Source organism: Xenorhabdus sp. SGI246, assembly GCF_040838225.1.
GTDB lineage: Bacteria > Pseudomonadota > Gammaproteobacteria > Enterobacterales > Enterobacteriaceae > Xenorhabdus > Xenorhabdus indica.
The window spans coordinates 1-12906 of sequence record NZ_JBFPEZ010000015.1 but is presented as its reverse complement, the minus strand read 5'-3'; the positions used below and the strand labels follow the sequence as shown (position 1 = coordinate 12906).

Below are 12906 nucleotides of genomic sequence, written 5' to 3'. Positions count from 1 at the left end.
ATTAAAGCTCCACACTGCGATGAGACAACAGACGGGAAAAGGCACCTTGAGATTGGCTCAAATTTTGATAGTTATCTTTTTCGATAATTAACCCGCTCTCCATAACCCAGATTTGATCGTATTTCAGCGTTTCTTCCAGTAAGTGTGTAACCAATAATGTTGTTTGCTGACTGGATGCCTGATTCAATGCCGTCATCACGCGTTGTTCACTATTAGCATCAAGGCTGGCTGCGGGTTCATCCAGTAACAAGAGCTGGCACGGATTTAATAATGCCCGCGCTACAGCGATACGCTGAGCTTGCCCGACAGATAGACGAGCCGCATTATCACCAATAACGGTGTTTATGCCATCAGGGAGATCACAGACAAACTCATCGACATAAGCGCGTTTCATGACATCGTGGATCTGTTCTGATGTCGCATCAAATTGACCCAGACGAATATTATCGAGTACCGTTTGTTCCGGCAGATGAGGGTTTTGTCCAACCCAACTGACTTGTTCACGCCATTTATCGAGATCAAGCTCACGCAATTCGTTTCCATTGATTTTCAATGAACCCCGGTAAGGAAGGAAACCGAGTAACACGTTTATTAGTGAACTTTTTCCTGCGCCACTTTTTCCCACTAATGCAATGCGTTGATGCTTATCAATTGTAAAATTTAAAGGGCCAGCAAGACGGTGCCCATCATGTGACAGAACTTCCAATTCAGTTGCTTCAATGGTCACCGATTCTTCATCTGGTAAGGTTTTTCTGCCGCCGTATGTGGTGTGTTCCCCATTGCTGCTTAACAAGGTGAAAAGTGATTCCGCAGCGCCCACAGCCTGAGCTTTAGCATGATAAAAAGTGCCTAAATCACGCAGCGGTTGGAAGAATTCAGGAGCAAGGATAAGTGTGAGGAAACCGGCAAATAATGTCACGCCAAGACCATAACTGCCAAAATGTAACTCGCCCAGATAAGAAAAACCAAAATAAACAGCGACAACAGCAATGGAAACAGCGGCAAAAAACTCCAATACCGCAGAAGATAAAAATGCCATACGTAGTACTTCCATTGTCCTGCGTCGGAAATCTTCTGTTGATTCGGTAATTTGTTTAATTTCGGCTTTTCCCCCATGGAACAAACGCAATGCTTCGAGACCACGTAAACGATCCAGAAAATGACCACTTAAACGACCAAGTGCAACAAAATTGCGTCGGTTAGCATCAGCAGCCCCTAATCCGACCAAAGCCATGAAAATAGGGATTAATGGCGCAGTTACAAACAGAATAACACCAGCGGCCCAATTGATGGGAAAGATAGTGATCAGGATTAAGACAGGAATAGTAGCCGCAAGGGTCATTTGAGGTAAATAGCGGGAATAAAAATCCTGCATGTCTTCAATTTGTTCCAGAATAATGGTCGCCCAGCTACCCGCCGGTTTGCCTTTTACCCAAACAGGCCCCAATTGGATCAGCTTATCTAATACCATACCGCGGATTTGTTGACGCACGACTTTACCGCAGATAAACCCGATACGTTCCCGGACAGCACTGACAATGGCCCTCAGAGTGAAAGAAGCCATCAACATCAAGAATTGGTTGATGAGATTTTCACGGGGGACATTATCCATAATAAGCGCCTGAAGAATAGAAGCGAGCAGCCAGGCTTGAGTGATAATCAGTAAACCACCAATTAGCCCTAGCAGCATGGATAGACGAAGCCATCGACGGGCTGGAGCACTTTGCTGTTTCAGCCATCGAACAAGTTCAGATTGTCTTGTTTTGTCCATAAGAAAAATTTCAGATTAGCAGATGATGATACGGCGTATCAGAAAAGCTGGTAATTGTATTGCCAGCTTCCGCACATTAGCACTGTGTTGCCTGTAAAAAGTTACCTGTTAAAAAGCGCTATCGAAACAGCGCTTTTAGGGAAAGATCATCTTATTTAGTTGCCAGTCCGTCCAGAAAACGTTCGGCGTCCAGCGCAGCCATACAGCCCGTGCCGGCTGAAGTGATAGCTTGTCGATAAACATGATCCATGACATCACCTGCGGCAAATATGCCGGGAATGGAAGTTTGGGTGGCATTTCCATGCAGACCGGACTGAACTTTGATGTACCCGTTTTCCAGCTCAAGCTGTCCGGCAAAAATGTCGGTATTAGGACTATGGCCGATAGCGATGAAAACACCTGCAACATCCAGCTCTTCAGTGTTGTCACTTTTCGTATCGCGAATACGGATACCTGTTACACCCATTTCATCACCCAAAACTTCGTCTAGAGTGCGATCAGTATGCAAAATAATATTGCCGTTTTTAACCTTATCCATCAAACGGTCAATCAAGATCTTTTCTGAACGGAAAGTGTCACGGCGGTGGATCAGGTGAACTTCGGACGCAATATTCGCCAAGTATAATGCTTCTTCAACGGCAGTATTACCGCCACCTACGACAGCAACTTTTTGTTTACGGTAGAAGAAACCATCACAAGTTGCACAGGCAGAAACACCACGTCCTTTGAATGCTTCTTCGGAAGGCAGCCCCAAATAACGAGCAGAGGCACCTGTTGCGATGATTAAGGCATCACAGGTATATTCCTGATCATCACCATATAGATGGAATATTTTTTTTGAGAAATCAACTTTCTTAATGTGATCAGTTATAATTTCTGTCTGAAATTTTTCAGCGTGCTGGAACATACGCTCCATCAAAACAGGGCCTGTTAGCCCTTCAGGATCTCCGGGCCAGTTTTCAACTTCAGTCGTGGTGGTCAATTGACCGCCTTTCTCAACCCCGGTAATGAGTACGGGATTTAGATTAGCACGGGCCGCATAAACAGCAGCAGTATAACCAGCAGGACCTGAGCCAAGAATAATGAGCTTACTGTGTTTGGCTGTACTCATGAATACCTCATTTCCATTATCGCATATTGCAGATTTAGGGATTGTAGGAGAAATAATAAGTTAAAAAAAGCGATTATCAGATAAAATATTCATGTTATTAACGATTTTACCGATAGATAGTAACTGTGATGTAATGGGAATGTAAGGAGTGAGTGCTTAACTTTTTGAATTGAACATCATTTATTCGTTTTAGGCATGAAACGAGCTATTGAAACGATTTACCGAAAATTTGTTTGGTAGGTTGTTCTGATTTTTGTTCATTTACTTTGACAATCGGCTATGCATTTGCGAAAACATCTATGTAAGAGATAATTATCTGCCTCGTTAATCGATTGTTTCTATAGAATAGACAATTTGGAGTAGATGATTTTCTCATAGAATATTAAAAATTGCCGATAAGCTGCTTTCTGAGAGGCATAGTGTTTTGGGAGATAACATTCCGGAAGACGGTGCTCTGGTAAGTCGTGTTTGGTTAATCGAGTTCTGGGAAATTGTATTCTGGAAGATTACGTGCAGGCCCCAAACCTTGGTTACAGATTGAGCTTTAGCCTTTGAAGACATCTTTTCCAGCTCAACTGCTTAAAAGAGATAGGGAAAATGTTATGGGTGTAGGAATATAAAGAGAGAGCAATAAGATGATAGATAATAAGAAGCGTCCAGGAAAAGATCTTGATCGCATAGACCGTAATATCCTTAACGAATTACAGAAAGACGGCCGTATTTCTAATGTGGAATTATCCAAACGGGTAGGATTATCACCTACACCTTGTCTGGAACGCGTGCGTCGTTTAGAGCGTCAAGGCTTTATTTCTGGTTATACTGCCTTGCTGAATCCCCATTATTTGGATGCATCATTACTGGTGTTCGTTGAAATTACCCTAAACCGTGGAGCAGCAGATGTTTTTGAGCAGTTTAATACTGCCGTACAAAAACTGGAAGAAATTCAAGAGTGCCATTTGGTTTCAGGGGATTTTGACTACTTACTGAAAACACGTGTGCCAGACATGTCTGCGTACCGTAAATTGCTAGGTGAGACTTTATTACGTCTTCCGGGCGTTAACGATACTCGTACTTATGTAGTCATGGAAGAAGTGAAACAGAGTAACCGTTTGGTAATTAAGACTCGTTAAGCTTTTGTCTACAATGTACAGTGTATAGATGCAAAACAGGAAAAATTTAGGTACACTCCTGTTTATGCATACAGTTTCAACGCTGAGCTAACCTCAGCGTTGTTCCGTTTAATCAACAGGAAAACCTGGAGAGTCTTTCTTGAACCAGGAATATACAGAAGACAAACGTGTTAGATTAAAGAGAATAAGCAGTGGCCGTCGGCTTCTGGAAGCCGTTCTGTTGGTTATTGCCATATGTGCCGTATATTTAATGGTAGCACTTGTCAGTTTTCACCCTTCCGATCCTAGCTGGTCACAAACTGCCTGGCATGAACCTGTTCATAATTTAGGTGGCAGCATTGGTGCCTGGTTGTCAGACATACTATTCTCAGCATTTGGTATTCTTGCCTATGCAGTCCCACCCTTAATGCTTTCGGGTTGTTGGAATGCTTTCCGTCAGAAAGATAGGCAAGAGTATGTGGATTTCTTCACGCTGGCATTACGCGTTATTGGTGTCTTAACTCTTATCTTGACTTCATGTGGTTTGGCTGCACTCAATATTGATGATTTCGATGATTTTGCTTCAGGTGGTGTTATCGGTAGCCTGTTCAGTAACGCGATTCTGCCATGGTTTAACATCCTTGGTGCAACTTTGGCCTTGCTTGGTACATGGGCTATCGGGTTCACATTATTTACGGGCTGGTCCTGGCTTACCATTGCAGAAAAAATTGGGGAGTACACTCTGGGTTCGCTCAGTTTTGTAGTTAATCGTGGTCGTACACAAACTGATTATAATGATGAGTTGGAGAAAGAAGTTTTTCCAGAGATTTCTGATGATACAAGCCATCCTAAACAAGAGGAGTCTAAAGTAGTCCCTGTTAAGGCGACTCATGTTATTCAAAACGCCATTGCCGATGATGAAGATGATGTGTTGCTGACAGCTCCAACAGTGACAGAGTTGGTGAATACCATTTCAGAACAGACAGTTATGGAAAAGTCAGAGGGAACAATTTCACCTGAACAGATGCAATCTACTCTGGAACAAAACAATAAATCTCACCTGATTAAGCCACAAATATCCATAGTTCCAGAAGCGGTATCAGTACAAACGGAATTAGGGCAGGCTGGAGCTGAACAGATTATTGGAGCAGAACAAACTGAAAATAGTCAGGAGCAAGAGCCTGCCCAGTATACATTTGAGCTGCCTGATGAGCACCAGCCGGGGAATGGCATAGCAACACAGAGTACTATGCCAATGTCACCGCCTTCAAAAGATAGTACTGATTTGCGGGATTCGGTAATTAGCTCTATTGCTGTTGTGAAAAATCCTCAGATGAAACAGGGAATAGGCCCTGAAATGCCAAGGCCAAATCCGGTACGAATACCGACTCGCCGTGAATTGTATGGTATTAAAGTTCCTTCTCACCGTTTGTCTGAGCATTTGCAGCGAAAAGAAAGACAGGACGAATCCAATGCTGAAGTTGAAGAACAGAGAATGGATGAGCAGCAGCAAGACATGCTGCGTGAGCAATTTATTGCGCAACAGCGTGAGCGTTATGGTTATGATTTGGAAAAAGAGACAGCACAAGTAAAAGCTGAAAGTTTCACCTCTATTTATAACCAACCAACACATGGTAAAACAACAACAGAACAATCTGTTGATAACCGTGATGATAAAGCACCAATCAGTATTGATGAACAAGCAGAGCAGGAAGAAACGTTGCGGAAAGAGTTTGAACAGCAGCAACGTCAACGTTATCAAAGCCAGCTTGCTCAGCAGTCTGAACAGCCTATGTTTGATTACTTTTCACCAAATAATAGCGTAGAAATTCCTGAGCCAGCAGAACCCTTATTTATACCTTCTGGATCTGTACCACCGGAAGAAGCTATTCAACCAGAACAAGAAAAAAATATTGTTCCTGTTTCAACAGATTCTTCTGTTTTAAAAACTTCTCATCAGCCGGAAACTACGCATAATTTTGCGCAGCAACCGCAGCAACCGCAGCAACCGCAGCAACCGCAGCAACCGCAGCAACCGCAGCAACCGCAGCAACCGCAGCAACCGCAGCAACCGCAGCAACCGCAGCAACCGCAGCAACCAAGCCTGTTTCATCCATTTTTGGTACGTAATGATCAGCCATTGCCTAAGCCGACTACACCGATGCCTTCTTTGGATCTTCTGGCAGAACCTCCAGCAGCAGCAGAACCGATTGATATGTTTGCGCTGGAACAAACTTCGCGTTTAATTGAAGCTCGTCTGAATGATTATCGTGTCAAAGCGGATGTTGTTGGGTTCTCTCCAGGTCCTGTAATCACACGTTTTGAATTGGATTTAGCGCCTGGGGTTAAAGCCTCCCGCATTTCCAATTTATCTCGCGATCTTGCACGTTCACTTTCGGCTGTGGCAGTTCGTATTGTTGAAGTGATCCCAGGAAAACCTTATGTGGGTTTGGAATTGCCGAATAAAAAACGCCAAACCGTTTATTTACGGGAAGTGCTGGATTGTGAAAAATTCCGTGATAACCCGTCACCATTAACTATCGTCTTGGGAAAAGATATCGCTGGTCAGCCTGTTGTCGCTGATTTAGGGAAAATGCCCCATTTGTTAGTAGCAGGGACGACAGGTTCGGGAAAATCAGTCGGCGTTAATGCCATGATCCTTAGCATCTTGTATAAAGCGAAACCAGAAGATGTTCGTTTTATCATGATCGATCCGAAAATGCTTGAGTTATCTGTTTACGAAGGCATTCCGCATTTGTTGACAGAAGTAGTTACTGATATGAAAGACGCAGCCAATGCACTGCGTTGGTGTGTCAATGAAATGGAACGCCGTTATAAATTAATGTCAGCTTTAGGTGTGCGCAATATCGCGGGTTATAACGATAAGATCAAACAGGCTGAAAATATGGGCCGACCAATCCCAGATCCCTTCTGGAAGCCCGGTGACAGTATGGATGTGGCACATCCTGTGCTGAAAAAAGAGCCTTATATTGTTGTTATGGTCGATGAGTTTGCCGACTTAATGATGACAGTCGGCAAAAAAGTGGAAGAGTTAATTGCGCGTTTGGCACAGAAAGCGCGTGCTGCGGGGATCCACTTGGTACTGGCTACACAGCGTCCTTCTGTTGATATTATTACGGGATTGATTAAAGCCAATATTCCTACGCGAATTGCATTCACTGTTTCCAGTAAAATTGATTCCCGTACCATTCTTGATCAGGGAGGAGCGGAATCATTGCTTGGTATGGGGGATATGCTCTATTTGGCCCCAAACTCTTCGATTCCTGTACGTGTCCACGGCGCTTTCGTGCGTGATCAGGAAGTCCATGAAGTTGTTAATGACTGGAAAGCACGTGGTCGTCCTCAATACATTGATAATATTATTAAAGGGGGGGAAGATGGCGAAGGAGGATTGGGATTAGATAGTGATGAAGAGCTGGATCCTTTGTTTGATCAGGCCGTTGAATTTGTGATTGAAAAACGCCGGGTATCTATCTCCGGGGTACAACGTCAATTCCGTATTGGTTATAACCGAGCAGCTCGAATTGTAGAACAGATGGAAGCTCAGCAAATTGTCAGTGCGCCTGGTCATAATGGTAATCGTGAGGTTTTAGCACCTCCGCCACATGAACACTGAGCATCATTTTAAATTCGGCATCGGTTATTGTGATGCCGATAATATATGAATTGAAGGTACTCACACATGAAAAAACTGATGTTGATTGGTTGTCTGATGATGGGAATGAGCGTGAGTTCTGCATGGGCTGATGCTGCACAAAGTTTGCAAGGTCGATTGAGTAAGGTAAATAGTTTTCACGCGAACTTTACTCAGACTGTTACCAGCAGTGACGGTTCAACGATCCAAAATGGTGAAGGGCAACTCTGGGTTAAACGTCCCAATTTGTTTAATTGGCATATGACATCGCCTGATGAAAGTACTTTGATTTCTGATGGTAAAACGTTGTGGTTCTACAATCCTTTTGTTGAGCAAGTAACAGCTAATTGGCTGAAAGATGCTACGGGCAATACACCGTTTATGTTGATTGCTCGTAATGATCCCTCGGATTGGAAACAATACAGAGTGACACAAAATGGTAATAACTTTGAGTTGACGCCGAATAATGCCAATGGAAATCTGAAACATTTTTCAATCACAGTGACACCTGATGGCACTATTCAGAAATTCACAGCAGTTGAACAAGACGGTCAGAAAAGCGCATATCAGTTGAAAGGGCAGCAGAATACCAGCGTAGATGCGTCAAAATTCAAATTCACTTTACCAGAAGGTGTTACGCTGGATGATCAGCGCCAGTGAGGTTTAAGTGAACAATCTTTCACTCGATTTTTCACAGAATGAGTTTCAGCCACTGGCTGCAAGAATGCGGCCGGTTACGCTGGATCGTTATATTGGACAGCAACATCTATTGGCAAAGGGGAAACCTTTGCCAAGGGCGATCCGTGCAGGTCATCTTCACTCCATGATTTTGTGGGGACCGCCGGGCACGGGGAAAACGACGCTGGCTGAAATTATCGGCTATTATGCACAAGCAGATATTGAACGTATTTCTGCCGTTACATCCGGTATCAAAGAGATACGTGAATCTATAGAAAAAGCACGACAGAACCGCAATGTAGGGCGCAGAACAATTTTGTTTGTTGATGAAGTTCACCGATTTAACAAAAGTCAGCAAGATGCCTTTTTGCCACACATTGAAGATGGCACCATCACGTTCATTGGTGCCACGACTGAAAACCCCTCTTTTGAACTAAATTCAGCATTGTTATCACGAGCGCGAGTCTATTTATTGAAATCTCTTTCGCCAGCAGAAATAGAACAAGTGCTTATTCAAGCCATAAATGATAAAGAGCATGGCCTCGGTGGGCAAAATATCGTGTTGCCGGACAGTACTCGTCAAATGGTAGCTGAGTTGGTCGCAGGGGATGCACGTCGTTCATTAAACTTGCTGGAAATGATGTCAGATATGGCGGAAGCCAATGTACAAGGGCAACGTATCCTGACCCCAGAGTTACTGAAAGAGGTTAGCGGAGAGCGGAGTGCACGATTTGATAATCAAGGTGATAGGTACTACGACTTAATATCGGCTTTGCATAAATCAATCCGGGGTTCTTCACCGGATGCTGCGCTTTACTGGTATGCCAGAATCATTACCGCGGGTGGAGATCCGCTTTATGTTGCCCGCCGCTTACTGGCAATAGCGTCTGAAGATGTAGGCAATGCTGATCCGCGTGGAATGCAGGTAGCAATTGCTGCATGGGATTGTTTTACCCGTGTTGGTGCAGCAGAAGGAGAACGTGCAATTGCGCAGGCAATTGTTTATCTTGCCTGTGCTCCCAAAAGTAATGCTGTTTACACGGCATTTAAAGCGGCTATGGCAGATGCACAAGAAAAATCGGATTATGACGTTCCTGCTCATCTGCGTAATGCTCCGACCAAATTGATGAAAGAAATGGGGTTTGGTGAAGAATATCGTTATGCCCATGATGAGCCCAATGCGTATGCGGCGGGAGAAGTTTATTTTCCACCTGAGATGCAACATACTCGTTATTACCACCCGACCAGCAGAGGGCTGGAAGGTAAGATTAGTGAGAAATTAAACTGGTTGATGGAACAGGACCAAAGTAGCTCAATAAAACGCTATCGTTAATGTCATTGATACGGTAAGGTTCATATGGTAAAGAATTTATATCAGGTTGGTTAATCAAGATTGATTTTCCTACTGTTTTAGTAACTTTTTTCTCAATACTATTTTTTAACAACCATTTTCTTAACAACTAGTTTATTAACAACAAGCACAGGAATAGCATGCTCGATCCAAATATGCTGCGTAACGAGCTAGACGCAGTCGCCGAAAAACTGGCTCGCAGGGGTTATACCCTTGATGTGGAGACGGTGCGTAAACAAGAAGAGCGCCGTAAAGTTTTACAAGTTGAAACTGAAACCCTGCAAGCAGAACGTAATTCCCGATCGAAGGCTATTGGTGCAGCTAAAGCCCGTGGTGAAGATATTGAACCATTGCGCCAGGAAGTAAATCAATTGGGAGAAAAGTTAGATTCAGCAAAAGCTGAATTAGAAGCATTGCAGGCTGAGATCCGTGATCTTGCATTAGGCATGCCGAATATTCCTGATGATTCTTCTCCTGACGGAAAAGATGATAGTGATAATGTGGAAATCAGCCGTTGGGGTGAACCACGTCAGTATGATTTTGAAGTAAAAGATCATGTATCGTTGGGTGAGTTAACTGATGGCCTTGATTTTGCCGCCGCAGTGAAATTAACAGGTGCGCGTTTTGTTGTGATGAAAGGGCAAATTGCCCACCTGCATCGTGCATTGGCGCAGTTTATGCTGGATCTGCATACTGAACAACATGGCTATCTGGAAACTTATGTGCCTTATCTGGTTAACCATGACACGCTGTACGGTACAGGCCAGTTGCCTAAATTTGGTGAAGATTTGTTCCACACCAAGGCACTGGCAGAAGATTCTGGTAGTAACTATGCACTTATTCCAACTGCGGAAGTACCTGTGACTAACTTAGTGCGTGGTGAAATTCTGGATGAGAATGATCTTCCACTGAGAATGACAGCACATACACCTTGTTTCCGCTCAGAAGCAGGTTCTTACGGCCGCGATACTCGTGGTCTGATCCGTATGCACCAGTTTGATAAAATTGAGCTGGTTCAAATTGCTCACCCTGAAAAATCTATGGAAGCGTTGGAAGAGCTGACGGGGCATGCAGAAAAAGTATTGCAGTTACTGAAATTGCCTTACCGTAAGATGTTGCTGTGTACCGGAGATATGGGCGCGAGTGCAAGAAAAACCTACGATTTGGAAGTTTGGTTACCTGCGCAGAATACTTATCGTGAAATTTCATCTTGTTCTAATATGTGGGATTTTCAGGCTCGTCGTATGCAGGCCCGTTTCCGCAGTAAAGATGACAAAAAAAACCAGTTAGTGCATACACTGAATGGCTCTGGCCTGGCTGTAGGGCGTACACTGGTTGCTGTAATGGAAAACTATCAGCAGGCAGATGGCCGTATTGAAGTTCCAGAAGTATTGCGTTCTTATATGAAAGGGCTGGAATATATTGGCTAATACCTTTTATCTTTAATAAAAAGCGCCATATCAGGCGCTTTTTTTATCAACAATAATTTATGTTTTATTCTGCCTATAAGACGTGTTTCCTTGCCGCCGCGCCGCAACTTGAAATCCATTGGGTATGGAACTGATTGTAAAAATGAAAATACTGAAAATAAGAATGATAAGATGTATAAAAGAAAAATTACCAATCAGAAGTACAGGCTCTGCTTTACATAGAACCCGATTTATTAAATCCAGTGAGCAGCAAGCTTATTTTAAAATCACCTATGGTTCTCTGTTTTCCCGCGACTGCGAAGAAAAATTTTTTTTGCATTAAGAATGATATTTTTATTATCTACTGTTTCTATTTATTAGGTAATAATTCAGATAATGCAGGTTATTAACAAAGTGCTGACTTTGATATTCAGCACTTTTATTTATTTTTATGAAGTATTTATTAGATGATCAAACTGGATTTTTGTTCTTTGCTGCTGTTGCCTTTTGATGTATAAAAAATACTGCGGTATGTTGTATAATAAGTAATAAAATTCATAGGGATAGTTATAATCAGGCCCAACAATAAGGGTATCATGGAAGTCACTATCAGAATTCCCATTAGCAGGAAAAACAGAAAACCTCCGAGTAAGTTTTTCTTCACAGCATTCAGGCTCATTGATACGGCTTCCCCAAATTTCATATCATTAATGATAATCAATGCAGGAGCAAACCAAATAAATGCAAGGGCGACTAAGCTAAAAATACAGAAGACAAAGATTGCCCCTATGAAAGAAGAGATGCTATCCATTAATAATTCTGGATTTGGATCCCCATATTGAGAGGCCAAAAACAGTTCTACTATACCAAAGCCTGCCACAAGGACAGCCGCGATGACCCCAAGTGCATAGATGCCTAAGTAAAGTGCACCAACAGCAACCAGTGTACCTAATTTATCTTTAAATCCATAGAATAATAATTCTATTTCAAAATTACCGGTGGTTCTCTGTTTTTCAGCAGCAGCGATAAAACCGGCAACAAATACTGAACCAAATAGAAAAGATACTAAATTTAGGAATGGAATAAAATTCAAGCCTACCATGATAACTATATAGACTAATGTCAATAATATCCATTGCATTGGGTTTGCTTTGAATATTTGCCAGGCATTACTGATCCATTCTGTTGCTGCTCCTGCTCCAACAGCCTGCCCTTCACGAATGAATACCTCTTTTTCTTTAGTTAGGGATATGCTTTTTTCCCCGGAATTGAAATTAATATCTTGATTATTCATTTTTTTCCGCTTTATCTGGTTGAATAGTAATTGCCAAATTAAACTTTATCTATATCCATCCCGGAACAGAGTTTTTGGGTAAAGCAGAAGGGATTATTCCATGAAAATTTCTAATCAACAAGGATTAACTGTTAATTTTATTAAGAGATTAATGCACAAATTCTTTCTTATATCGCCAAATGATTTTGCTTATATTTAAAACTTTTCTTTTGCACTAACTAAAATTAATTTTCCTTTTATAGGCAATCAATAAAATCACCTTGTACTTTAAATGGTATATCATCAAGAAATGATTTTTTATCATATTGTTAAATGAGTTTATTTTAATACTTTTTTAGTTAATGTATTTATGATGTGGATGTAATTTATTAATAATCCAATAGTTATTGAATGAAATCAAATTGTGTAAAAAGTGCACCTGAATTTATAATATAGTAACTTATTAACCCGGTGTGCAAATGCCCATACTCCCATCATGCAGCATAATTAATTTTGGGGTGCAGAAAAAAGCGAGCAACATGTTTATTT

Annotated in this window: 8 protein-coding genes; 5 read left to right on the top strand and 3 right to left on the bottom strand. The window is 42.2% G+C overall.

Annotated elements, in window-relative coordinates; all coding sequences use genetic code 11:
* Nucleotide 1: 1 nt before the first annotated feature.
* Together cydD and trxB are read right to left on the bottom strand one after the other, a co-directional pair.
* On the bottom strand, nt 2-1771 hold the full coding sequence (gene cydD, locus ABLA85_RS03900; protein WP_367961557.1) for a cysteine/glutathione ABC transporter permease/ATP-binding protein CydD: 1770 nt from the start codon (nt 1769-1771) through the stop codon (nt 2-4).
* Nucleotides 1772-1922: 151 nt separating this feature from the next.
* The gene (trxB, locus tag ABLA85_RS03895) at nt 1923-2882 is read right to left on the bottom strand and encodes a thioredoxin-disulfide reductase (protein WP_367961555.1); all 960 of its coding nucleotides are present in this window, start codon (nt 2880-2882) and stop codon (nt 1923-1925) included.
* Between the two features lie 635 nt (nt 2883-3517).
* On the opposite strand from trxB, the gene lrp reads away from it, so the two are divergent.
* From lrp to serS, 5 genes are all read left to right on the top strand, one after another.
* Nucleotides 3518-4012: a leucine-responsive transcriptional regulator Lrp gene (lrp, locus tag ABLA85_RS03890; protein ID WP_004256338.1), complete on the top strand. Its 495-nt coding sequence runs from the start codon at nt 3518-3520 to the stop codon at nt 4010-4012.
* Nucleotides 4013-4151: 139 nt separating this feature from the next.
* Entirely contained in the window at nt 4152-7628 is a 3477-nt protein-coding gene (locus ABLA85_RS03885; protein WP_367961551.1) for a DNA translocase FtsK 4TM domain-containing protein, read from the top strand.
* Between the two features lie 66 nt (nt 7629-7694).
* Nucleotides 7695-8306, top strand: a complete 612-nt coding sequence (gene lolA, locus ABLA85_RS03880; protein WP_367961549.1) for an outer membrane lipoprotein chaperone LolA — start codon at nt 7695-7697, stop codon at nt 8304-8306.
* A 7-nt stretch (nt 8307-8313) separates the two neighbouring features.
* A complete protein-coding gene (locus ABLA85_RS03875; protein WP_367961546.1) occupies nt 8314-9657 on the top strand; it encodes a replication-associated recombination protein A in 1344 nt (447 codons plus the stop codon).
* 158 nt (nt 9658-9815) lie between these two features.
* The gene (gene serS, locus ABLA85_RS03870; RefSeq protein WP_367961544.1) at nt 9816-11105 is read left to right on the top strand and encodes a serine--tRNA ligase; all 1290 of its coding nucleotides are present in this window, start codon (nt 9816-9818) and stop codon (nt 11103-11105) included.
* Between the two features lie 442 nt (nt 11106-11547).
* Here the strand turns inward: serS and ABLA85_RS03865 are convergent, their stop codons facing one another.
* Nucleotides 11548-12378, bottom strand: a complete 831-nt coding sequence (locus ABLA85_RS03865) for a BPSS1780 family membrane protein (protein ID WP_367961543.1) — start codon at nt 12376-12378, stop codon at nt 11548-11550.
* Between the last annotated feature and the right edge of the window lie 528 nt (nt 12379-12906).